This window comes from Streptomyces sp. 135, assembly GCF_020026305.1.
Lineage (GTDB): Bacteria > Actinomycetota > Actinomycetes > Streptomycetales > Streptomycetaceae > Streptomyces.
In genome coordinates, this window is record NZ_CP075691.1 from 6,921,161 (window position 1) to 6,943,569 (window position 22,409).

The 22,409-nt window shown below is 74.4% G+C and carries 18 protein-coding genes and 1 pseudogene; 15 read left to right on the forward strand and 4 right to left on the reverse strand.

Annotated elements, in window-relative coordinates; genetic code table 11:
- Window positions 1–28 precede the first annotated feature (28 nt).
- The gene (locus KKZ08_RS31090; RefSeq protein ID WP_223777590.1) at window positions 29–1,000 is read left to right on the forward strand and encodes an AMP-binding protein; all 972 of its coding nucleotides are present in this window, start codon (window positions 29–31) and stop codon (window positions 998–1,000) included.
- A gap of 293 nt (window positions 1,001–1,293) precedes the next feature.
- Here KKZ08_RS31090 and KKZ08_RS31100 read toward each other — a convergent pair whose 3' ends face one another.
- The 3 genes from KKZ08_RS31100 to KKZ08_RS31110 all read right to left on the reverse strand — a co-directional run bounded on the left by KKZ08_RS31100 (window position 1,294) and on the right by KKZ08_RS31110 (window position 4,857).
- Complete coding sequence (locus tag KKZ08_RS31100) at window positions 1,294–2,868, reverse strand: phenylalanine aminomutase (D-beta-phenylalanine forming) (protein ID WP_223777591.1); 1,575 nt, start codon at window positions 2,866–2,868, stop codon at window positions 1,294–1,296.
- A 140-nt stretch (window positions 2,869–3,008) separates the two neighbouring features.
- On the reverse strand, window positions 3,009–4,214 hold the full coding sequence (locus KKZ08_RS31105; RefSeq protein WP_223777592.1) for a cytochrome P450: 1,206 nt from the start codon (window positions 4,212–4,214) through the stop codon (window positions 3,009–3,011).
- Window positions 4,204–4,857, reverse strand: a complete 654-nt coding sequence (locus tag KKZ08_RS31110) for a TetR/AcrR family transcriptional regulator (RefSeq protein ID WP_223777593.1) — start codon at window positions 4,855–4,857, stop codon at window positions 4,204–4,206. Before KKZ08_RS31110 ends, KKZ08_RS31105 begins: the two co-directional genes overlap by 11 nt.
- A 160-nt stretch (window positions 4,858–5,017) precedes the next feature.
- Between KKZ08_RS31110 and KKZ08_RS31115 the strand changes: the two genes are divergently transcribed.
- The 14 genes and pseudogenes from KKZ08_RS31115 to KKZ08_RS31180 all read left to right on the forward strand — a co-directional run bounded on the left by KKZ08_RS31115 (window position 5,018) and on the right by KKZ08_RS31180 (window position 20,534).
- Window positions 5,018–6,463 carry an MFS transporter gene (locus tag KKZ08_RS31115; protein WP_223777594.1) on the forward strand — a complete coding sequence of 482 codons (1,446 nt, stop codon included), beginning with the start codon at window positions 5,018–5,020 and terminating at the stop codon, window positions 6,461–6,463.
- 22 nt (window positions 6,464–6,485) lie between these two features.
- Window positions 6,486–7,169 carry a UdgX family uracil-DNA binding protein gene (locus tag KKZ08_RS31120; protein ID WP_223777595.1) on the forward strand — a complete coding sequence of 228 codons (684 nt, stop codon included), beginning with the start codon at window positions 6,486–6,488 and terminating at the stop codon, window positions 7,167–7,169.
- 146 nt (window positions 7,170–7,315) lie between these two features.
- Entirely contained in the window at window positions 7,316–7,678 is a 363-nt protein-coding gene (locus KKZ08_RS31125; protein WP_223777596.1) for a DUF6479 family protein, read from the forward strand.
- A gap of 239 nt (window positions 7,679–7,917) precedes the next feature.
- Complete coding sequence (locus tag KKZ08_RS31130) at window positions 7,918–8,334, forward strand: CBS domain-containing protein (RefSeq protein ID WP_223777597.1); 417 nt, start codon at window positions 7,918–7,920, stop codon at window positions 8,332–8,334.
- A 255-nt stretch (window positions 8,335–8,589) separates the two neighbouring features.
- Window positions 8,590–9,561 (forward strand): NAD-dependent epimerase/dehydratase family protein, encoded by a 972-nt coding sequence (locus KKZ08_RS31135; protein ID WP_223777598.1) that lies wholly within the window; start codon window positions 8,590–8,592, stop codon window positions 9,559–9,561.
- Between the two features lie 118 nt (window positions 9,562–9,679).
- Entirely contained in the window at window positions 9,680–11,371 is a 1,692-nt protein-coding gene (locus KKZ08_RS31140) for a carbamoyltransferase C-terminal domain-containing protein (RefSeq protein WP_223777599.1), read from the forward strand.
- A pseudogene (locus KKZ08_RS31145) lies at window positions 11,371–12,502 on the forward strand (glycosyltransferase family 2 protein). The gene KKZ08_RS31140 and the pseudogene KKZ08_RS31145 overlap by 1 nt, the downstream one beginning before the upstream one ends.
- 326 nt (window positions 12,503–12,828) lie before the next feature.
- Window positions 12,829–13,431, forward strand: a complete 603-nt coding sequence (locus KKZ08_RS31150; protein ID WP_223779259.1) for an HAD family hydrolase — start codon at window positions 12,829–12,831, stop codon at window positions 13,429–13,431.
- Window positions 13,428–14,549, forward strand: coding sequence for a glycosyltransferase family 9 protein (locus tag KKZ08_RS31155; protein ID WP_223777600.1), 1,122 nt, complete (start codon window positions 13,428–13,430; stop codon window positions 14,547–14,549). Before KKZ08_RS31150 ends, KKZ08_RS31155 begins: the two co-directional genes overlap by 4 nt.
- Window positions 14,546–15,511 carry a glycosyltransferase gene (locus KKZ08_RS31160; protein ID WP_223777601.1) on the forward strand — a complete coding sequence of 322 codons (966 nt, stop codon included), beginning with the start codon at window positions 14,546–14,548 and terminating at the stop codon, window positions 15,509–15,511. Before KKZ08_RS31155 ends, KKZ08_RS31160 begins: the two co-directional genes overlap by 4 nt.
- Window positions 15,508–16,818, forward strand: coding sequence for a glycosyltransferase (locus KKZ08_RS31165; RefSeq protein ID WP_223777602.1), 1,311 nt, complete (start codon window positions 15,508–15,510; stop codon window positions 16,816–16,818). Before KKZ08_RS31160 ends, KKZ08_RS31165 begins: the two co-directional genes overlap by 4 nt.
- A 691-nt stretch (window positions 16,819–17,509) precedes the next feature.
- The gene (locus tag KKZ08_RS31170; RefSeq protein ID WP_223777603.1) at window positions 17,510–18,166 is read left to right on the forward strand and encodes an SIS domain-containing protein; all 657 of its coding nucleotides are present in this window, start codon (window positions 17,510–17,512) and stop codon (window positions 18,164–18,166) included.
- Complete coding sequence (gene rfaE2, locus KKZ08_RS31175; RefSeq protein WP_223777604.1) at window positions 18,163–19,551, forward strand: D-glycero-beta-D-manno-heptose 1-phosphate adenylyltransferase; 1,389 nt, start codon at window positions 18,163–18,165, stop codon at window positions 19,549–19,551. The genes KKZ08_RS31170 and rfaE2 overlap by 4 nt, the downstream gene beginning before the upstream one ends.
- Entirely contained in the window at window positions 19,548–20,534 is a 987-nt protein-coding gene (locus KKZ08_RS31180) for a glycosyltransferase family 9 protein (protein ID WP_223777605.1), read from the forward strand. Before rfaE2 ends, KKZ08_RS31180 begins: the two co-directional genes overlap by 4 nt.
- A 218-nt stretch (window positions 20,535–20,752) precedes the next feature.
- Here the strand turns inward: KKZ08_RS31180 and KKZ08_RS31185 are convergent, their stop codons facing one another.
- Complete coding sequence (locus KKZ08_RS31185; RefSeq protein ID WP_263303367.1) at window positions 20,753–22,039, reverse strand: MFS transporter; 1,287 nt, start codon at window positions 22,037–22,039, stop codon at window positions 20,753–20,755.
- Between the last annotated feature and the right edge of the window lie 370 nt (window positions 22,040–22,409).

Consider the following 22,409-nt stretch of genomic DNA (forward strand, 5'->3'; position numbering starts at 1 on the left):
GCACGCCGCCCACCCGTGAGGAGCCCCCATGCCCTTGGCGCGTTTCAACCTCTCCACGCTCGTCGACCGGAACCTCGACGTCGGCCGAGGCGAGCGCACCGCCTTCCACTGCGGGGACGAACAGGTCACCTACGCCGACGTGTTCCGGCGCATGTGCGCGATGGGCCGTGCGCTGCGCGCGCTCGGCGTACGGCGCGAGGAACGCGTCCTGCTGGCCCTGGACGACTCACCGGACTTCGTCACCGCCTTCCTCGGAGCGCTCCGCGTCGGGGCCGTGCCGGTCCCGGTCAATCCGCGCTCCCGCATCGGCGACTTCCGCTTCTTCGCCGAGGACAGCTACGCGAAGGCCGTCGTGGCCGAGGCCGGTCTCGGCGAGACGCTCTCGGCGGCGCTCGGGCGCTCGGGTGTCCGGGTGATCGAGGCGGCGGGCGCGGAGCGGGGCGACGCGGCCCTCTGCCTGCCGGAGCTGCTCGACGCCCACGACGGGGAGCTGCCGGCGCTGGACACCCACGGCGAGGACGTGGCGTTCTGGCTCTACAGCTCCGGGTCGACCGGGCGGCCCAAGGGCGTGGTCCATCTCCAGCGGGACGCCGTGGCCACCTGCCGGCGGTACGCGGGCCAGGTGCTCGGAGCCACCCAGCAGGACCTGCACTTCTCCTCGACCAAGCTCTTCCACGCGTACGGTCTTGGCAACGGGCTCACCTTCCCGCTGTGGCACGGGGGTTCGGCCGTCCTGATGCGCGGCAGGCCCACCCCCGAGGCGGTCCTCGACACCGTCGAGCGGTTCCGCCCGACGCTGTTCTTCTCCGTGCCGACGCTCTACAGCGCCATGCTGCGCACCCCACAGGCGCGGCGGCGGGACCTGTCGTCCCTGGCTGTGCGGGACGGCCGGCGCGACAGCGACCGCGATGTGCGCAGGTCGCGACCGCCGCGACGCGGCAAGATCGGCGGGCTGTCAGCGCCGCCAGCAGCCAGCGCCCCTCTTCCCGTACGGCGATGAGGGTGAAGCGGAAGGCGCCGTCGGCGTTGTCGCCCTTGTTGGTGCTCCGCTGGGTCTGGGCCACGATGAGGACGGCGGTGTCGCCGTAGAGGCGCACCCGCACCTCGTCCACCGTGAAGGAGGTGGTGCGCACCGCCCCGGAGCTGTAGCGGGCCAGCCACTGCTCCCGCGTGCGCAGATAGCCCTGCGGCCCGACGCCCACGAAGTCGCCGGTGAGCAGGTCGCCCAACGCCACGCAGTCGCCCGCGAGTTCGGCGGCGCTCCACTCGCGCACCAGGTCGAGCAGGGGCTGTTCAGCCGCGGTGGTGGTCGCCATGGCCACTCCCTTCACCGGTCAGCAGGTCCGCGGCGAGCGCCTCCACGTAGTCCGTGATGGTCTCGTCGTGGTCGAGGAACGGCACGATCTCGCGGGTCCGTTCGTACAGCGGCCTGGTCCAGGAGGACAGCTTGTCCGCGCCGCGGATGTCGACCGCCTGGCAGGCGCACAGCAGCTCGAAGGCCACCACGTAGGCCGTGTTGGTCAGCACCTCGCGGGCCCGCCGCGCGGCGACGAACCCGAAGGACACGATGTCCTGGAAGTCGGCGGTGCTGGTGAGTGACTGCACGGACATCGGGACGGTGAGGGCCCGGGTCTCCGCGGTGAGCGAGGCCGTCATGAACTGGCCGCCCATCAGCCCGAGCCGCAGCCCCGGATCGGTGTCGCACAGGAACGCGGGGAGGCCGTTGCTGTTGCTCTTGTCAAGGAACCGGTCCACCCGCCGGTTGGCCAGGTTCGTCACCGTGGTCAGCGCGATCGACAGGTGGTCCATGGCCATGGAGACGTACTGTCCGTGGAAGTGGCCGTTGTGGAACACCTCGGCCTCTTCGGGCAGGACGATCGGGTTGTCGTTGGAGGAGTTGAGCTCGTCCTCCAGGGTCTCGCCGATCCGGGCGAGGCAGTCCACGACCGGGCCGAGCACCTGCGGCGTGCAGCGGATGGAGTACGCGTCCTCGATCGCCAGCGAGGCCGCCTTGGCCGAGGTGCCCATCTCCCCGGCGAGCGTCTGCTCGGTCTCCAGCTCGTTGACCGCGAGCCGGGAATCGGCGAGTCCTTCCCAGAGCCTGCGCGCGATGAGCCGCTGCCCCTTGTGCGGCTTGACGGTGTGCACCCGGGGGTCGAAGGGCTTCGTCATGCCCGCCAGGCCCTCGACGGACAGGGCGGAGATCAACTGGTAGGTGTCCACGAGGCGTTGGGCCGCACCATGGACCATGGCGCCCAGACCGACCATCCCGGAGGTGCCGTTGATCAGCGCGAGACCGTCCTTGTAGCCGAGCACCATCGGCTCGATGCCCGCCTCGGCGAGGGCCTCGGCGCCGGGGAGCGTACGGCCGCCGAGCCTGGCCCTCCACTGTCCGGCGCAGACCAGCGCGATCGCGGCGAGCGGCCCGAGGTCACCGCTGGTGCCCAGGGACCCCTTCTGCGGTACGCAGGGCACGATCCCGGAGTTGAGCACCGCCACGAGCGTGTCCAGGTTCGCGGGTGTGACCGCGGAGTTGCCGCGGGCCAGGGAGACGATCCGCGACAGCATGATCGCCCGGACGGTGGTGTCGTCGAGGTACTCCCCGACGTTGGTGGCGACCGCGTTGATCAGGTTCTCCTGGAGCCGCCGGGCCTGCGACACCGGGACGAGATGGTCGACGAAGCCACCCATGCTCGTGTTGACCCCGTAGATGACCCGCTCGTCGTCGACGAACTTCTCCAGGACCTCGCGGGAGGAGCGGACCCGCGCACGGACCGGGGCGGCCAGGTCGACGGGAACGCGCTGCTTGACGATGTTCTCGAGCTGATGGAGCCGGACACGTTCCCCGGACTCTACGACGAATGTCACGTTGCGTCCTTTGAGTTGCGGTGAGGACCGGTGAGTTGCGCTGAGGACCGGTTGCAGGTTCTCGGTCCGCGTGCGTCTCACGGCAATGTGTCGCCACGTGATCCAGGGGTGCGCAAGGCGGGAGCAAGCGTGCCACGTGTTCACCAGCGCACGGGCAGGCGCCGCGGCCCGCGCACCTGAAGCCCGGTCCGCCACTCGATGCCCGCCTCGTCGGCCGCCAGGCGCAGGCCGGGGAAGCGGGCGAGCAGCGCGCTCATGGCGACGCGCAGCTCCATACGGGCCAGCTGCGCGCCCAGGCAGTGGTGCGGGCCGAAGCCGAAGGCGAGGTGTGCGTTGCGCCGCCGCCCGAGGTCGAGGCGGGCGGGCGCCTCGAAGACCCGGGGGTCCCTGTTGGCGGAGACGGTCGGGGCGAACACGGCCTCTCCGGGCCGGACCCGCACCCCGCACAGCTCCACCTCCTCGGTGGCGACCCGGGACCGGAACGCCCCGGAACCGAGGGGCACGTACCGCAGCAGTTCCTCCACCGCCGACGCCATCAGCTCCGGGCGCGCGCACAGCTCGTCCCAGTGGCCGGGATGGTGGAGCAGGACGTAGGTGAAGTTGGCGATCTGGGCCGCCGTCGTCTCGTGTCCGGCGACCAGCAGATCCCGCGCGAGGGCCACCATCTCGTCCTCACGGAGCCGTCCGTCACCGGCGTCGTGTCCGCGCACCAGCTCCCCGAGGAGATCATCGGAGGGTTCGCTCCGCCGCCGCTCCACGAGAGCGAGCAGGTACTCGGTCAGCTCTCCGGTGGCGGCGGCCACGGCCCGCTCCCCGCCGTCCGCCGTCGTCAGCAACGCGTCCGACCAGCGAAGCAGTTGCGGCTGGGCGGCCTCCGGCACCCCGAGCAGCGTGCAGATCACCCGGACCGGCAGCGGCAGGGCGAAGCACCGCACCAGGTCCGCCGGGGCTCCCGCGGACGCCATGCCGTCCAGCAGACTCGCCGCGATCGCCTCGGTGGCGGGCCGCAGGGCCTCGGCCCCGCGCACGGTGAACGCGCGCGCCACGGCCCTGCGCGGCCGGGTGTGCTCGGGTGGGTCCAGCGACATCAGGAGCCCCTCGCTCGCGGGGGCCGGCTGGAGGCGCGGGGCGTCGGGGCGGGCCGTGGCGGCGCGGCTGAACCGGGGGTCGCTCAGCACCGTCCTGACGTCGTCGTAGCGCGTGACGAGCCAGGCGGGGCCGCCGTAGGGCAGGCGCACCCGGCAGATGGGCTCCCGCTCGCGCAGGGCCGCGAACAACGCCTCCTCCTCCAGGCGTTCGACCGGCGTGAAGGGAAAGCTCCGGAGCGACGACCCGTCAGCGGACATGCGCGCCCCCCTCCCGCGCCCCGGTGTCGTCCCGCCGTTCGGACGGGCCGAAGACGCTGTCCAGGTGGTATCCGAGCACCTCCAGCGCGGCCTCGGCGGTGCGCTGGCCGACCAGCACGCTGGTGCCGAGGCCGTGGTTCAGGCTGAGCAGCCGCGCGGCCTCGGCGGACACGTCGAGGCCCGGGGCCAGCTCGCCCCCGGCCTGGGCCCGGCCCAGCACGTCGGCCAGCTGCCGTTCGAAGCGGTTGGGTCCTTCGACGAACGGCTTAGCGGCCAGCTCCGGATCGGTCATCGCCAGCACCGCGTACGAGGTCCAGACGAGGCGGAAGTCGCGGCTCTGCTCGGTCGTGGGCAGCGATTCGGCGAGCAGCGCCTCGACGTACGTACGCGTGCTCGTGGGGCTCGGCAGCCGCGCGAGGCGTGCCGCCCAGCGCGCGCCGCTCCGCTCCTCCAGGTACCGCAGCGCCGCGTGCATCAGCTCGGCCTTGCTCTCGAAGTAGTACTGCACCACGCGGAGCGAGACCCCGGCCTCGGCCGCCACCGACCGCATCGTCACCGCGTGGAGCCCCGAGCGGCCCGCCAGGCGCACCAGCCCCTCGATGATCACGGCGCGGCGTTCGGCTTGGTCGACGATCTTCGGCATGGTCTTCCTCCGGGGTGGCGGGGCTTTTAGGATACGCCTGTACCCTAAAAATGACGCCAGACCGACCCCGGACAGCTCGACCGACCCCGAGACAAGAGGGCCCATGACACAGCGCGGACCGGACGACTCACCGGACGACTCATTACGGGCGGCCACCCCCTTGATCGACGAGGGCGGCGGTGGCGGCGGGCGACGCGGGGCGGCCTCGGCCGTGCTGGCCCTGGCCTGCGCGGCACAGTTCATGGTGGTGCTCGACGTCTCGGTGGTGAACGTGGCACTGCCCTCGATCGAGAACGCCCTCGGCTTCGACTCCGCGGGCCTCCAGTGGGTCGTCAACGCCTACGCCCTGGTCTTCGCCGGGTTCCTCCTGCTCGGCGGCCGGCTCGCCGACCTCTACGGCCGCAAGCGCGTCTTCGTCCTCGGCCTCCTGCTCTTCACCGCGTCGAGCCTGGTGGGCGGCCTGGCCGACAGCCCCGGTCTGCTCGTCGCCGCCCGCGCGGTCCAGGGCCTCGGCGCGGCCGTGCTGGCCCCGGCGACCCTCACCATCCTCACCACCACATTCTCCGAAGGCGCCGCGCGCACCCGGGCCGTCGCCACCTGGACGGCCGTCAGCTCCGCGGGCGGTGCGGCGGGCAACCTCATCGGCGGAGTCCTCACCGATTCCCTCTCGTGGCGCTGGATCCTGCTGATCAACGTCCCGATCGGCGCCCTCGCCCTCGCCGCCGCCCTGGCGTTCCTCACCCCCGACCGCGAGCGCGGACGGGGCCAGCGCCTGGACGTCCCGGGCGCCGTCCTCGCGACGGTGGGCGTCGGCTCCCTCACCTACGGCATCTCGCAGATCGAGAGCCGCGGCTGGTCCGGCCCGACGACCGCGGTGGCGCTCGCCGTCGGCGTCCTCGCCCTTGCGGCCTTCGCCGCCGTGGAGGCACGATTCGCGCGGGCCCCCCTGATGCCGCCGCGCCTGTTCCGCATCCGCGCCATCTCCGTCGGCAATACGGTGATGCTGCTGGCCGGAGCCTGCTTCATCCCGATGTGGTACTTCCTCTCGCTCTACATGCAGAACGTCCTGCACTACGGAGCCCTTGAGGCCGGCCTCGGCTTCCTGCCGCACACCCTGGTGGGCATCGCCGGAGCGCGCCTCGCGCCGCGCCTCATGGAGGCCATCGGCGCCCGGCGGCTCATCGTGCTCAGCGCGGCCCTCTCCGCCGCCGGCTTCCTGTGGCAGAGCCGCGCCACCCCCGACAGCGGCTACCTCGTCGGCCTGCTCGGCCCCGCCGTCGTGATGTCCGCCGGGATGGGCCTGCTGATCACCCCGATCACCACCACCGTGACCTCGGGGATCAGCGATGCCGACGCGGGCGCGGCCTCCGGCCTGATGAACGCCACGCGGCAGATCGGCGGCTCCGTCGGCCTCGCCGTACTCGTCGCGATCGCGGCCGGCTCCGGGCACACGCCCGCCGCCCTCTCCGACGACTACGGCCGCGCGTTCCTCGCCATGGCGGCGATGCTCGTCGCGGTGGTCGTGGGGGCGCTCGCCCTGCCGGTGACGCGCGAGCGGACCGGGGCGGGGGCCGGGCGTCCGATGGCCGGGAAGCGGGCGCGGTGAGACGCTTTCGGCAGGAGGCGCCATGCCGGGCTCGGACCAGAAGGCATCCGACGGGGCACTGCCGTACGTCCCCGCACGGGGCGGCATCCCGGCGCTGCGCCGTGCCGCCGCCGACTGCCGCGGCTGTCCGTTGTACGAGAACGCCACGCAGACGGTGTTCGGCGCCGGTCCCGCCCGTGCGCGCCTGATGCTGGTCGGGGAACAGCCCGGCGATCAGGAGGACCGCGCCGGGGAGCCCTTCGTGGGTCCGGCGGGCCGGCTGCTGCGCTCGGCGCTCGGCGAGGCCGGGCTCGACGAGGACCAGGCGTACTTCACCAACGCGGTCAAGCACTTCAAGTTCGCACCCGTCACCGAGGGCCGCAAGCGGCGCATCCACAAGGCGCCGAGCCTCGGGGAGCTGACCGCCTGCCGCCCCTGGCTCGCGGCCGAGCCGCGGCGCGTGGATCCGGAACTGGTCGTGGCCCTCGGCGCCACGGCCGGCAAGTCGCTGCTGGGCGGTTCCTTCAAGGTGACCGAGTCGCGGGGCGCCCTGCTCTCCCTGACGCCGGGCACGGACCTGCCGCCGGCCACCGGGGACGAGAGCGACGGCGACCGCCGCCTCCTCGCCACCGTGCACCCTTCGGCGGTACTCCGGTCGAAGGACAGGGACGAGGCGTTCGCGGGACTCGTGTCCGACCTGCGGGTGGCCTCCCGCTTTCTCGGCTGAGAACATCCGCCCGCCGGGATTTCCCGGCGTGACCGGCTGAACCCACCTGTTGAAACGTCCGGACGAATCGTCCGGGCGAATCTTCCGGATGTATCGGCAGCTCTCACCGTCAGCTATTTTTCGGACAGGGCGGGTACAACACTCGTATGGAAACCATGGAGTGGGAACTCGCTGACGGGCACACCGGCTCCCTTCTGATGTGGGCCGCCGGTCTCGTCGTGGTCGCTGTCCTTCTCGGCGCCTTTCTCTGGGGTCAACGGGTTCGTGCCCGCGAATCCCGCCCGCCGAGCCCGGAGGAACAGCCGAAACGGCCTTACGAAGGCCCGGTCAGGGAAGAGCGGGAATACCGTGAGCCGGACGAGGTACCCCGGGACGGAGGTCGGCTCCTGCCGCATGAACTGAAGGAGGGGTACGGCCAGTCGAGTACGCACCGCTGTGACTCGCAGGACCCGAAGGACCACCGCAAGGGTGACGGCGGCAGCTTCGGCAGCGGCGGCCTCGGCAGCTGAATACGGCCCGGGAAGCCGAATACGGACTGGGAATCATTGCGGTCCGGGAAACTGATTGCGGCCCGGGCGCCGAATGGTGAGCCTGACCCGGGGCGGCGAATCGCCGCGTTCGGCGGACCTTCTTTTCTCCCCTGCCGTCATCACGCCGGAGAATAGTCGCACGGCGGCGTGCCCCACGAGAAGCCGTCGCACACCCCCCCAAGAGGCCCTTTTCGGGCCGCTCACAGCAATGGAGTGACATGGCAACCGCCAGAGACATCATGACCGGCGGCGCGGAGTGCATCGGCGCCGATGAAAGCGTCCTGCTGGCCGCCCGGAAGATGACCGAACTCGGCGTCGGCGCGCTGCCGATCTGCGGTACGGACAACAAACTCAAGGGCATGCTCACCGACCGCGACATCGTCGTGAAAGTCCTCGGCAAGGGCAAGGACCCCGAAACGACCACCGCGGGTGAGCTCGCCCAGGGCGAGGCCGTCACCATCGGCGCGGACGACGACGCGGCGGAGATCATGCGCACCATGACCACCCACAAGGTCCGCAGGCTGCCCGTCATCGACGGCCACGACCTCGTCGGCGTCGTCGCCCAGGCGGACGTCGCCCGAGGCCTCCCCGACCCCCAGGTGGGCGACCTCCTCGAAGCGCTCTCCACCGACTGAGCCACCGCCTCCAGGCGCCCGCGGGACCCGGCGAAACCGCCGGGTCCCGCCGCTGTGCGGCCCCGCGCCGGCCCCCGGCCCGCCGTCCGCCACCGCCCCGTCCTCACTCCGCGTGAGTCACCCGGATGCCGTACACCGCCGAGCCGTCACCGCTCGGGTGACAGAGGCTGTTGCGGGACTGGACGGTGCCTCGGCGCCGTCGGAGCGGCCGGTGGCCGGCGCCGCACGCCGTCACCGCGTACGGAGGAGAGCTGCATGACCGCACCTGTGTCGCCTACCTGGGAACACGCCGTCGTCACCGGCGGCGCGGGCTTCGTCGGCTCGCACCTGTGCACCGCACTCCTCGCCGCGGGCGCTGCGGTGACCTGCGTGGACGACTTCAGCACCGGACGGGCGGAGAACGTGTCACCGCTGCTCGACCGCCCCGGTTTCCGGCTGATACGGGCGAACGTGGCCGAAGGGATCGACATCGACAGGCCGCCCGACCTCGTGCTCCATTTCGCGTCCCCCGCCTCCCCTGCCGACTATCTGCGCCTGCCCCTGCACACCCTGGAGACGGGCAGCCTCGGCACCCGCAACGCCCTCCGGCTCGCCCACCGCTCCGGCGCCCGCTTCGTGCTCGCCTCGACCTCCGAGGTCTACGGCGACCCGCAGCAGAACCCGCAGGACGAGCGGTACTGGGGCCATGTGAACCCGGTGGGCCCGCGCAGCGTGTACGACGAGGCGAAACGGTTCGGCGAGGCGCTCACCACGGCCCACGCCGAAGCCGAGGGCACCGACACCGCCATCGTGCGGCTGTTCAACACCTACGGGCCGCGCATGCGGGGCCACGACGGCCGCGCCGTGCCGACCTTCGTCCGCCAGGCCCTGGCCGGTGAGCACCTGACCGTCACCGGCGACGGACAGCAGACCCGCTCGCTCTGCTACGTCGACGACACCGTGGACGGCATCCTCGCGGTGGCCGCCCATGGCATGCGCGGCCCCGTCAACATCGGCAACCCCGCCGAGATCACGATGCTCGAACTGGCGCGCCTGATCATCGGCCTCACCGGCCCCGACTCCGCCGGCTCGGATATCCGCTTCATCGACCGGCCGACGGACGACCCGGCCGTCCGCTGCCCGGACATCACGCTGGCGCGCGACAAGCTCGGCTGGGAACCGCGTGTGGACGCCGTGACAGGCCTGCGCCGCACGATCGACTGGTTCCGCGCCACGGCGGATCACTGACCCGGACCGGCGACGGCCTCCCTGCCGGGCACTGACCCGCGCAGGCCCCGGCCTCCTCGCACCGGTCCCGTGCCCTGACCCGCCCTTCCCGCCAACAGAAGCCCGGGAGCTCCCCCTCATGCGCATCCTCGGAATCAACGCACTCTTCCACGACCCCGCCGCCGCCCTCGTGATCGACGGCCGCACCGTCGCCGCCGCGGAGGAGGAGCGGTTCTCCCGACGCAAGCACGGGAAACGCCCCGTGCCGTTCTCGGCCTGGGAACTGCCCGAGCAGGCCGCCGCCTGGTGCCTGCGCCGGGCCAATCTGCGGCCCGAGGACCTCGACGCCGTCACGTACTCCTACGACCCCGAACTCGCCCGCCCGGCAGGCGACATGGGGCTCGACGACCCCTGGGACCACCTGCGGCAGACGTACGCACGCGAGGCCCCCGGCTTCCTCAAGGCCGCGCTGCCCGGCCTCGATCCCGGCATCGTGCGCTTCGTACCGCACCACATGGCGCACGCCGCGTCGAGCGCCTTCGCCGCGCCCGACGCCGAGGACTCCTCCGTCCTCGTCCTGGACGGCCGGGGCGAGCGCGCCTCGCACCTCGCGGCGCGGCGGGTCCGCGACGAGCTGCAGCCGCTGTACGCGCAGGACCTGCCGCACTCCCTGGGCCTGGTCTACGAGGAGCTGACCGCGCACCTCGGATTCCTCCGCTCCTCCGACGAGTTCAAGGTGATGGCGCTCGCCTCCCACGGCACCCCGCGCATGCTGGCGGAGCTGCGCCGGCACGTGTACCCGACGGGCGACGGCGGCTTCCGCGCCACCGCCGTGCCCTGGCGCGAGCTGTGCCCGCCGCGCGGCGCCGACGAGCCGTGGACCCAGGCCCACGCGGACGTGGCCGCCAGCGCCCAGGCCGTCCTGGAGGAGACGCTCCTGGACCTCGCGCGCTGGCTGCACGGCAAGACGCACCACCGCGTCCTGACGCTCGCCGGCGGCGTCGCCCTCAACTGCGTCGCCAACTCCCGTATAGCCCGCGAGGGACCCTTCTCCCAGGTGTGGGTGCAGCCCGCGGCCGGTGACGCGGGCACGGCCCTCGGCGGCGCGCTGCTGCTCGCGGCCGGACACGGGGACGACCCGGAGCCCATGACCGGCGCCGACCTCGGCCGCGACTGGTCGGAGGCGGAACTCGGAGCCTGGCTGAAGACGGCCGCCGTGGCCTTCGAGCGGCCGCCGGACATCGCCGCGACCGTCGCGCGGGCGCTGGCGGAGAACCGTATCGTCGCGTGGTTCCAGGGGCGCTCCGAGTACGGCCCGCGGGCCCTCGGCCACCGCTCGCTGCTCGCCCACCCCGGTCACGCGGGCAACCTCGAACGGCTCAACGACGTCAAGGGCCGCGAGCAGTTCAGGCCCGTCGCCCCGATGGTCCTCGCCGACCGCGCCCCCGAGATCTTCGACGGGCCGATGCCGAGCCCGTACATGCTCTTCGTGCACGACGTGGCCGAGGCCTGGCGGGAGCGGATCCCGGCCGTCGTCCACGTCGACGGGACGGCCCGCATCCAGACCGTGGACCCGGCGCGCGAACCCCTCGTGGCCCGCATGCTCGGTGAGTTCGAGAAGCTCACCGGTCTGCCGGTCGTCGTGAACACCAGCCTGAACACGGCGGGCCGCCCCATGGTCGACGATCCGCGCGACGCGCTGGAGTGCTTCGGTTCCTCACCCGTCGACCTCTTGGCCATCGGCCCGTACGCGATCCGCCGCCGCGACCTCTTCCAAACGTCGGAACTCCAGGCGTCGGAACTCCAGGCGTCCGAGGGAGGGGGAGCCTGATGCCCGAGTACGCGATGGGCCCCGACGACACCGGCGCCGCCGAGAGCGCGTACGCCGTGGTGATACCGACACTCGGCAGGCCGAGCCTGAACGCGACCCTGCGCGCGGTCGCCGACGCCGAGGGGCCGAAGCCGGAGCGCGTGGTCCTCGTCGACGACCGCCCCGGAACGGACGGCACGACACCCCTGCCGGTCGAGATCCCGGCCGCCTTGCGCCCCCTCACCACCGTGGTGAGGGGCGAGGCCCGCGGCCCGGCGGCCGCGCGCAACACCGGCTGGCGCGCGGCCGGCCGGGTGCCGTGGATCGTCTTCCTCGACGACGACGTGGTTCCCGGCCCCACCTGGTGCGACGACCTCGCCCTCGACCTCGCCGCGGCGACGGCCGAGGACGGCACGACGAGCATGGTGGGCACGACGGGCACGGTGGGTGCGGTCACCGCCCGCATCGACGTCCCGCTGCCCGTCGGCCGCCGGCCCACCGACTGGGAACGCAACACCGCCGGGCTGACCACCGCGCGCTGGATCACCGCCGACATGGCCTACCGGCGCGAGGCGCTGGAGACCGTCGGCGGCTTCGACGAGCGGTTCCGGCGCGCCTTCAGGGAGGACGCAGACCTCGCGCTGCGGGCGCTCGCGGCCGGCTGGTCGGTGACCGCGGGCACCCGCACCACGGCCCACCCGGTGCGCCCGGCCGACCGCTGGATCTCCGTACGCCTCCAGAGGGGCAACGCGGACGACGTGCTCATGACCCGCCTGCACGGCCGCGACTGGTGGACCAGGGCCGCCGCGCCCCGCAGCTGCCCGGCACCTCGCCGTCACGGCGGCGGCCGCCGCGGCCCTCGCCTGCGCCGCCCTGCGCAAGCCGGCGGCCGCCACCGTATGCGCCACGGCCTGGCTGGCAGGCACCGCGGAATTCGCCCTGGCGAGGATCCTGCCCGGCCCACGCGACCGGGAAGAGGTGCTCACCATGGCCGCGACCAGCGTGCTCATCCCACCGGCCGCCGTCTGGCACTGGCTGCGCGGCCAGATCGCGTACCGCACGGCGGCACCGCTCGACCCATACGCGGGCACGCCGGGCCACCCCCCGGGCATGCCACAGCGCGCGCTCCGCGACGAACGGATACGCCGATGAGCGGGCACCCGAGGACGACATCGTTCCCGGGGGCGACGGCTCCCGGCGGCTGGGCCTGGTCGCCCGGCGTCGCGATCGCTTCTGCTCCAGGTGGCGGTCTGGTTGCCTCCGCTCGTGGCGGGGGTGGTCATCGGCTGGCCGGTGGTCCGTTCGGTACGGCTGCGGGTGCTGTCGGGTCCTGCCCGCCCGTCGGTTCCGCCCCCGGCGGCTGGCCCCGGTCGCCCGGCGTCGCGGTTGCTTCCGCGTCGGGTGGTGGCCCGGTTGCCTCCGCTCTCGGCCGCGGCCTCCGCCCGGCCGGATTCGCGGTCGGCGGTGACGGGCCCTGGCTGGTCGGGGGGCCCGTTGCGCGGGGGGCGGCCTCGCGTCGTGGCCTGCCTGCGGCTGTTCTCTTCGATCGGGACGGGACGCTCGTCGTGGACGTGCCCTACAACGGCGATCCCGCCCGGGTGCGGCTCATGCCGACCGCGCGGGACGCCGTCGACGCCGCCCGGGCGGCGGGGCTGCCGGTCGGGGTCGTGAGCAATCAATCGGGCGTCGCCCGGGGCCTGCTGAGCCGGGGTCAGGTCGAGGCGGTGCGGCGGCGTGTGGAGGAACTCCTCGGCCCGTTCCAGGTCTGGGCCGTCTGCCCGCACGGCCCGGACGACGGCTGCCGGTGCCGGAAACCGGCGCCCGGCCTGGTCATCGCCGCCTGCGAGCGGCTCGGCGTCCCGGCCGCGCGGACCGCCGTCATCGGCGACATCGGGGCCGACATGACGGCCGCCCGCGCCGCCGGGGCCCGCGGCGTCCTCGTCCCCACCCCCGTCACGCGCCCCGAGGAGATCGAGGCCGCCGACACCGTGGCCCCCGACCTGCTCACCGCCGTACGCCTGGCGCTCGGCGCCGATCCCGGCGGCGCGTGCCGCCGCCCGCTGGAGGTGGAGGAGCGATGACCGCGTTCCGAAAGCCGCGCAGCCTCGTCGTACGCATGGACAGCGCGGGCGACGTGCTGCTCGCCGGACCCGCCGTGCGCGCCGTCGCGGCCGGTTCCTCCTACACCGCGCTGCTGTGCGGTCCGCAGGGCGCGGAGGCGGGCAGGCTCCTGCCCGAGGTCGACGACGTCCTCGTGTACGACGCCCCGTGGGTGGGACTCGAACCGGCGCCCGTGTCGCACGCGGCGACACAGCAACTGCTGACACAGGTGACGGAGGGCCGGTTCGACCGGGCCTTGGTGCTGGTCTCCTACCACCAGAGCCCGCTGCCCGCCGCCCTGCTGCTGAAGCTCGCCGGCGTCGGCTGGACCGCCGCCGACAGCGAGGACTACCCGGGCACCCTCCTCGACCTGCGCCACCAGCGGCTGCCCCACCGCCACGAGGCCGTGGCCGCCCTCGACCTCGCCGAGGCCTGCGGCTTCGCGCTGCCGCCCGGCGACGACGGGGCGCTGCGCGTGGAGGCGACACCGGACACCCTGCCCCTGACCGGCGGCAAACCGTACGTGGTGCTCCACCCCGGCGCCGCCGTCCCCGCACGCGCCTGGAGCCCCGAGCGTGCCGAGCGCGCCGCGGCGGCCCTCAGCGAAGCCGGTCACCGGGTCGTGGTCACCGGCGGCCCCGACGAGCGGGACCTGACCGCGAAGGTCGCCGGGCGGCACGCCCTGGACCTCGGCGGGGCCACCGACCTGCGGCGCCTGGCCGGAGTCATGGCCCGGGCGCGGGTGGTGGTGGCCGGCAACACCGGGCCCACGCATCTCGCCGCCGCCGTGGGCACACCCGTCGTCTGCCTGTTCGCGCCGGTGGTGCCGGCCGAGCGCTGGGCGCCGTACGGCGTGCCGCACGTCCTCCTGGGGGACCAGCACGCGGCGTGCGCGGACACCCGGGCACGCGAGTGTCCGCTGCCGGGCCATCCCTGCCTCGACGGAGTCGACGACGCCGAGGTGCTCGCCGCCGTGGCAAGGCTCACCGACCGCGCGCCCGGCCCGGCGGGCCGCACCCGGCCGGCGACACCCACCGGTCCGATGACCGCGCCGGGCCGCACGCCCGGGACGGAACGGGAACGAGGAGCAAGCGTATGAACATCCTGTTGTGGCACGTGCACGGCTCCTGGACGACCGCGTTCGTCCAGGGCCCACACACCTACCTCGTTCCCGTCACCCCGGACCGCGGCCCCGACGGCCTCGGCCGGGCCCGGACGTTCTCCTGGCCCGCGTCGGTGCGGGAGCTGACCCCGGAGCAGCTGCGGGAGACCGAGGTGGACCTCGTCGTCCTCCAGCGCCCCCACGAACTGGAGCTGGCCGAACGCTGGCTCGGCGGGCGCCGCCCCGGGCGGGACCTGCCCGCCGTGTACCTGGAGCACAACGCGCCGGACGGCGACGTCCCCGACACCCGGCACCCGTGCAAGGACCGCGACGACCTGACGCTGGTGCACGTCACCCACTTCAACCGGCTGTTCTGGGACTGCGGCAGCACCCGCGCCGAGGTGGTCGAGCACGGCATCGTCGACCCCGGCCACCGGTACACCGGACGCCTCGCCCGCGCCGCCGTCGTCGTCAACGAACCCGTGCGGCGCGGCCGTTACACCGGCACGGACCTGCTCCCCGCCCTGAGCGAGGCGGCCCCGCTGGACGTCTTCGGCATGCGTACCGAAGGGCTCGCCGCGCACCTCGGGCTGCCCGAGGACCGGTGCCGCTCGGCCGACCTGCCGCAGAGCGAGCTGCACGGCGCGCTCGCGGAACGGCGCCTGTACCTGCACCCGGTGCGCTGGACCTCCCTCGGCCTCTCCCTCCTCGAAGCCATGCATCTGGGCATGCCCGTCGTGGCGCTCGCCACCACGGAGGCGGTCGAGGCCGTCCCGCCCGGCGCGGGCACCCTGTCCACCCGGCCCGAGGTCCTGGCGCGGGCCGCCCGGCGCTATCTGGAGGAACCGGAGGCCGCGGCCGAGGACGGGGCCCGCGCCCGCCAGGCCGCTCTCGAACGGTACGGACTCAAGCGCTTCCTCCACGACTGGGAGCGCGTGATGACGGAGGCGTGCTCATGACCTCATCCCTCGGCCCCTTCGATCCCGGCGCCAACGGCACCCCCGCTCGCCCCGGGACCTTCAGCGCCGGACCCGTCATTCCCGGGCGGCTGTCCATCGCCCTCGTCTCCGAGCACGCGAGCCCCCTCGCCGCGCTCGGCGGCGTCGACGCGGGCGGACAGAACGTGCACGTCGCCTGCCTCGCGGGCGCGCTCGCCGACCGCGGCCACCGCGTCACCGTCTACACCCGCCGCGACGCGCGCGACCTCCCCGAACGGGTCCCGCTGCGCGACGGCGTGGAGGTGCACCACGTGCCCGCGGGCCCGCCCGAACAGATCCCCAAGGACGAACTGCTGCCCCACATGGGCGCCTTCGGCCGCTACCTGGCCCGCGCCTGGCGCGGCCGCCCGCCCGACCTGGTGCACTCGCACTTCTGGATGTCGGGGCTCGCCTCCCTGTGGGCCACGCGTGAACTGGGGCTGCCCCTCCTGCACACGTATCACGCGCTCGGCACCGTGAAGCGGCGCCACCAGCAGCTCGCCGACCCCAGCCCGCCGCAGCGGATCGCCCTGGAGACGGAGGTGGGGTTCGGCTGCGACCGGGTCATCGCCACGTGCCGGGACGAGGTCGTCGAGCTCGGCAGGATGGGCATCCCCGCCACCAAGGCGGGCATCGTGCCGTGCGGTGTCGACACCGAGCTGTTCACGCCGCGCGGGCCGGTCGCCGAGCGCGGCACCGAGCGGTACCAACTGCTCCAGCTGGGCCGCCTCGTCCCGCGCAAGGGCGCCGCGGTCTCCATCGCCGCGCTCGCCCTGCTGCCGGAGACGGAGCTGGTCGTGGTCGGCGGCCCCTCTGCGGACCGGCTCGACCAGGACCCGGAGGTCAAGCGGCTGCGCGCGCTCGCCAGAAAGGCGGGCGTCGCCGACCGGGTCCGCTTCACCGGCGGCGTGCCGAGCACCGACGTGCCGCCGTTGCTGCGCGCGGCCGACGTGGTGCTGTGTCCCGCGGACTACGAGCCGTTCGGCATCGTCCCGCTGGAGGCCATGGCGTGCGGCAGGCCCGTCGTCGCCAGCGCGGTCGGCGGCCAGCTGGACACGGTCGCCGATCCGGCCACCGGCCGCCTGGTGCCGCCCCGCGACCCCGAGGCCCTCGCCGCCGCCGTCGCCGAACTCCTCGCCGACCCCGCGGCACGCGAGGCGTGCGGCGAGGCGGGCCGCCGCCGGACCCTGCGCCGGTTCGGCTGGGGACGGGTCGCGGCGGCCACCGAGGCGGCGTACTGCGACGTCCTGGACACGCAGTACGTCGCGACGGGCGCGGGGGTGGTATGACCCCGCCCCCCGCCCGCACCACCGCGCCGAGCGTCCTGCCGCCGCCACCCCGAGGAGGCCGGGTTCATGGGCCCGGCCGTCGTAGCTGCGTGGGTGGCCGGCGGCCCGGTCCCTGTGCTCTGCCGCTCGGGGGCGGTCTTGGCGCCTTCGGGCGGGGCGCGGCTCCACGGGGCCTCGGGGAGCCCCGCGTGCCGGTGGCACGGGCGGCGTGCTTCGCCGTTCCCGGGCGGGCCCCGGCGCCTCCGGCGTCCGCCAGGGTGACACGGGGCACCACCGGGTCTCGGGGAGCCCCGTGTGCCCACGGTCCGCGTCGCGTGCTCTGCCGTTCCGGGGCAGCCTCGGTGCCTTGGGCGTCCGTCCGCACCACGTGGCCTCGGAGGGCCCCGCGCGCCGGTGGTTCGGGCCGCGTGCTCTGCCGTTCCGGGGCAGCCTCGGTGCCTCGGGGCCTCCGCCAGGCCGACGTGGGGCGCCACGGCGCCGTGGTGGGCCCCATATGCCGCCGGTCCAGGTCGCATGCCCTGCCACTCCCGGGCGGCCTCGGCCGCGCCTCCGGCCTCCGCCACGCCGATTCGGAGCCCCCCGCACCCCCGGAGGACCCGGCCCCCGTTCCCGACCGACCGCGGAAGCACCGACAGCTGAAGGAGGTGCGGGCCCGTCGCTGTCCCCAGGGACGCGCGGCGGCCCGATCAGCATGAATGAATCCCCTGCACTCGATGCCGCGCATCTGCACTGCCGGTCACTGGAGCACGCGCTTCGCCGACTGCGCCGGGACAGCCTCGGCCGGATCACGGAGTGGGGTGGCCGGCTCGCCGCCGCGCTGCCCACCGGCAGCCGCCTGCTGGCCGCGGGCAACGGCGGCAGCGCCGCCCAGGCCCAGCACCTGACCGCGGAACTCGTGGGCCGCTACCGGCAGGAGCGGCCTGCGTACTCGGCCATCTCCCTGCACGCGGAGACCTCCAGCATGACCGCCATCGGCAACGACTACGGCTTCGACCACGTGTTCGCCCGTCAGGTCTCCGCGCACGGCCGGCCCGGCGACATCCTCATCCTGCTGTCCACCTCGGGCCGCAGCGCCAACCTCATCACCGCCGCCGTGGCGGGCCGGAAGGCGGGGCTGCGCGTCTGGGCGCTCACCGGCCCCGGCCCCAACCCGCTCGGTGAAGCCGCCGACGAACGGCTCTACGTCGACGGCGAGACCACGGCGACCGTCCAGGAGGCCCACCTCGTCGCCGTCCACCTGCTCTGCGAGGCCTTCGACGCGGCGCTCACCGAGCGACCCGCCACCGTCACCACCACCATCCGCACCGCGCCGCCCACCGCGGTCCCCGTCAACGGGAGGACACCGTGACCGGACCGAAGCCGCTCGTCGTCGTCGGGGACGTCCTGCTCGACGAGGACATCGAAGGGGTCGCCACCCGACTCTCCCCGGACGCCCCCGCCCCGGTCGTCGACGTGACCGCCGACCGCCGCCACCCCGGCGGCGCGGGGCTCGCCGCGGCGCTCGCGGCCCGCGGCGGCCGCGAGGTGATCCTCGTGACCGCGCTCGGCGACGACCCCGCGAGCGAAGCCGTCCGCCGCGAACTGAAGGGGCGCGTACGGCTGGTGGAGCTGCCGCTGGACGGCACCCTGCCGGTGAAGACCCGCGTCATGGCGTCCGGCCGCCCCCTGGTGCGCATCGACCGCGGCGGCGGCACACCGGGCGAGCCCGACGCCGCCGTACGCGACGCACTGGCCCAGGCCCACGCCGTGCTCGTCGCCGACTACGGACGCCACACGGCGAGCGCCGTACGGGATCACCTGGCGGCCGTCACCCCGCGCATCCCCCTGGTCTGGGACCCGCACCCCAAGGGCGACGCCCCCGTCCCCGGCACCCGCCTCGTCACCCCCAACGCGGCGGAGACCCGCCTCCTGTGCCCGGGTGACGGCGAGACCTTGCGTTCGTACGCCGAGCGGGGCACAGAGCTCGCCGACCGCTGGCGGGCCGCCGGCGTCGCCGTGACCCTGGGCGAGCGCGGCGTCCTGCTGACCAGACCCGGCTCCGGTACGCCGATGCTCATACCGTCGCCCTACCACGCCACCGGCGACCCCTGCGGCGCGGGGGACTGCTTCGCCGCCACGACGGCCGCGGCGCTCGCGGACGGCTCGCTCCCGGAGGAGGCGCTCCAGCGGGCGGTGGCGGAGGCCGCCGCGTTCGTGTCGGCGGGCGGCGCCACGAACCCGGCCCTGTGGCGGACGATGCCCGCCTCGGGTCCGCGGGAGACACCGGGCACCGACGCGTTCGCCGTCGCGGAGCGGGTGCGGGCGCGCGGCGGCACGGTGGTGGCGACCGGCGGCTGCTTCGACCTGCTGCACGCCGGCCACGTCGGCCTCCTGGAGAGCGCCCGGCGCATCGGCGACTGCCTGATCGTGTGCCTCAACTCCGACGCGTCCCTGACCCGCCGCAAGGGCCCCGGCCGCCCCCTCAACCAACAGGCGGACCGCGTACGGGTCCTGGAGGCGCTCGGCAGCGTCGACGCCGTCGCCGTCTTCGAGGAGGACACTCCGCAGGAGCTGCTGAACAGGCTGCGGCCCGACGTGTGGGTCAAGGGCGGCGACTACTCCGTCCAGGATCTGCCCGAGGCGCAGGCGCTGCACGCGTGGGGCGGCCAGGCGGTCGTCCTGCCGTACCTCGACGGCCGCTCCACCACCCTGCTGGCCCGCCGGGCCGCCGCGGCGGCGGGAACCCGGCCGTGAGCGACCGCCCCCGAGTACTGGTGCTGCGGGCGCTCGGCCTCGGCGACCTGCTGACCGCCGTACCCGCGCTGCGCGCCCTGCGGAGCCGGCTGCCGGACCACGAGATCGTGCTGGCGGCGCCCGAACGGCTGGCCGCGCCCGCCGCCGCGACCGGCCTGGTGGACCGGTTGCTGCCCGTCTCGGCGCCCGGCCGCGCGGTGCCGGGCACCCTGCCGTGGCCGGGACCGCCGCCGGACCTCGCCGTGGACCTGCACGGCAACGGCCCCCCGAGTCACCTGCTCCTCCAGCGGCTGCGCCCCGGGCGCCTCATGGCGTACGCGCATCCGGGCACCCCCGACATCGAAGGCCCCGCCTGGCGGGACGAGGAGCACGAGCGGGAGCGGTGGTGCCGCCTGCTCTCCTGGTACGGCGTCCCGGCGGACCCCGCGGACCTGGGCATCCCCGTGCCGGACACGCCCTCCCCGGCGCCCGGCGCGGTCGTCGTGCATCCCGGAGCCGACGCCGGGGCCAGGCGCTGGCCCCCGGAGCGGTTCGCCGCCGTGGCGCGGGAGCTGGCCGGGGGCGGGCAGCAGGTCGTCGTGACGGCGGGGGCGGGGGAGGAGGGCACCGCGCGCTTCGTGGCGGCGGAGGCCGGGCTGCCGGCGAGTGCCGTGCTGGGCGGCGCGGAGGACGTGCCGTTCGACCGGCTGGCGGCGCTGGTGGCGTACGCGCGGTGCGTGATCGTGGGGGATACGGGGCTCGCCCACCTGGCGTCGGCGCTCGGGACTCCGTCGGTCGTGCTGTTCGGTCCTGTCGCACCGCGGCTCTGGGGTCCGCCGACGGATCCGCGGCACCGGGTGCTGTGGCATCCCGATGGCGATGGGGGGAGGGTGCGTCCCGGCAACGCGCATGGGCTCCGCCCGGATCAGCGGTTGTTGCGGATCACGGTGGCGGAGGTACTGGAGGCCGTAGGGGAGCTACCGGCCCCGGCCCCGACAGCCTGACGCCCCGCCGGGCGCCGCCGCGTCTGCCGGTCGGGGCGTGGTTTGCGGGTGCGGGTATGTCTGTGGCTGGTCGCGCAGTTCCCCGCGCCCCTGACGGGGCGTCGGCATCGCCCCCTTCAGGGGCGCGGGGAACCGCGCGAGCAACCACGACGCACCCGCAGTCCAGACCCCCACCCCGCAGACGCGACCGCGCAAGGACCGCCGAACCCCCGGAGGGATCAGGCCGCGGTGCCCAGCTCTTCCTTGCGCAGGAGCACCGGCGCGGCGACATTCCGGCGCCCGCGGAGAAGGAACCCCGCTCCGATGGACCCGGCGATGATCAGCCCCCCGGAGACCAGCGCGCCCCGCGCACCGGCCAGTTCCATGAGGAGCCCGAGCGCGGGCGGCCCCGCGAGCCCCCAGGCCGTGCTGATGCTTCCCCACACACCGAGCACCCGGCCCCGCAGATGCGCGGGCGGGTCGGTCTGGAGGACGGTCTTCCCCGCGGTGTCCGAGACGGACTCGACGACGGCCATCGGCAGCACGAGGACGAGCAGCACGGCGAACGACGGCGAGAACCCCGCCACCACCTGCAGCAGCGCGCCCGCGGCGGCCAGCAGCCCCACGAGCCGCACGGACGGCCGCCGCAGCCGGGCCCCGAGGACCGCGCCGATGATGCCGCCGACGGCGAGGACCGTGGAGACCGTGCCGAACGACCCGGCGCCCCCGGCGAGCGGCCCGGTGACGAGCACGGCCAGGGTGAGCGTGTAGTTCCGTCCGAAGACCGCGCTGATGCCGGTGACGCCCGCGAGAGCGACCAGGCGGGGCCGCCGCAGGAAGAACATCAGGCCCTGCCGCACGGTCATGTCGGCCGCCGTGTCCTCGCCCCCGGTCTCGGCCCCGCCCCGCGCGGGCGCTGCCTGCCGCAGCGCCCCGTACGCCGGCCGGAGGAAGGGGATCACCGAGGCGACGAAGAGGAAGGACAGGCCGTTGGCGGCGTACGCGGCGGCCGTACCGAGGAAGGCGACCGTGACACCGCCGAGGGCCGCGCCGGCGAGGCGGCCCGCGCTGTGGACGAGCGAGCCCACGCCGATGGCGGACGGCACGTCCTCCGGCGGCACGAGGTCATTGCCCAGCAGGGCGCACGCGGGACCGTCGACCGTGGCGACGACACCGGTGACGGCCGCCAGCGCCATGAGCACGGTCAGATTGAGCCCGCCGGTGGCCACGAGGACGGCCGTGGTGAAGGCGATGGCGCCCAGGACGGCCTGGCTGACGGCGGCCGTGGCCTTGCGGGGCCAGCGGTCGACGGCGGCGCCGCCCACGAGGCTCATGAGCAGCGCGGGCGCGGCCTGCACGGACATGGACAGACCCGTGGCGGCGGCGGACCCGGTGATCTGCAGGACCAGGAGGTTCTGCACGGTCAGCTGCATCCACGTACCGGCGTTGGACACGAAGTTGGCGACGGACCACCAGCGCATGCTGCGGTACTTCAAGGAGCGCCACGGCGAACGGGAGGCGTCCACGGCGGCGGCAGGGACAGGAGAGGAAGACACAGGCACTCGGAGACTCGGAAGCGGTCCGCAGGGACCCAGGCGGAGGATCGGCAGGAGCACGGACACCGGGCAGCACTGCGCGGTCGCTCCACCGGATCTGGGAGGGGGGGCGCCGCGCCGCCGGAAGGACGTCTTCTCGGCGCGCTGAGGCGGGCGGACGTTCCGGATGTACGGCGTTGACCATGCTGACAGACGGTGCTCACGAGCCCGGGCGCCGCTCGGCCCGACGCCACGGCGGACAGCCCCAAGTCATCGGTCACGTACGCGATTTGGCGGTTCTGGTGTGCTTGCTCACACGGTCCCGGGCGGGGGTCCGCGCACGGGTGCGGGGCCCGTGCCG

Coding starts and splice junctions, on each gene's coding strand:
- KKZ08_RS31090 (WP_223777590.1), top strand. CDS start 29: ATGCCCTTGGCGCGTTTCAACCTCTCCACGCTCGTCGACCGGAACCTC.
- KKZ08_RS31105 (WP_223777592.1), bottom strand. CDS start 4,214: ATGTCCGCTGACGGGTCGTCGCTCCGGAGCTTTCCCTTCACGCCGGTC.
- KKZ08_RS31110 (WP_223777593.1), bottom strand. CDS start 4,857: ATGCCGAAGATCGTCGACCAAGCCGAACGCCGCGCCGTGATCATCGAG.
- KKZ08_RS31120 (WP_223777595.1), top strand. CDS start 6,486: ATGCCGGGCTCGGACCAGAAGGCATCCGACGGGGCACTGCCGTACGTC.
- KKZ08_RS31125 (WP_223777596.1), top strand. CDS start 7,316: ATGGAAACCATGGAGTGGGAACTCGCTGACGGGCACACCGGCTCCCTT.
- KKZ08_RS31130 (WP_223777597.1), top strand. CDS start 7,918: ATGGCAACCGCCAGAGACATCATGACCGGCGGCGCGGAGTGCATCGGC.
- KKZ08_RS31135 (WP_223777598.1), top strand. CDS start 8,590: ATGACCGCACCTGTGTCGCCTACCTGGGAACACGCCGTCGTCACCGGC.
- KKZ08_RS31140 (WP_223777599.1), top strand. CDS start 9,680: ATGCGCATCCTCGGAATCAACGCACTCTTCCACGACCCCGCCGCCGCC.
- KKZ08_RS31155 (WP_223777600.1), top strand. CDS start 13,428: ATGACCGCGTTCCGAAAGCCGCGCAGCCTCGTCGTACGCATGGACAGC.
- KKZ08_RS31160 (WP_223777601.1), top strand. CDS start 14,546: ATGAACATCCTGTTGTGGCACGTGCACGGCTCCTGGACGACCGCGTTC.
- KKZ08_RS31165 (WP_223777602.1), top strand. CDS start 15,508: ATGACCTCATCCCTCGGCCCCTTCGATCCCGGCGCCAACGGCACCCCC.
- KKZ08_RS31170 (WP_223777603.1), top strand. CDS start 17,510: ATGAATGAATCCCCTGCACTCGATGCCGCGCATCTGCACTGCCGGTCA.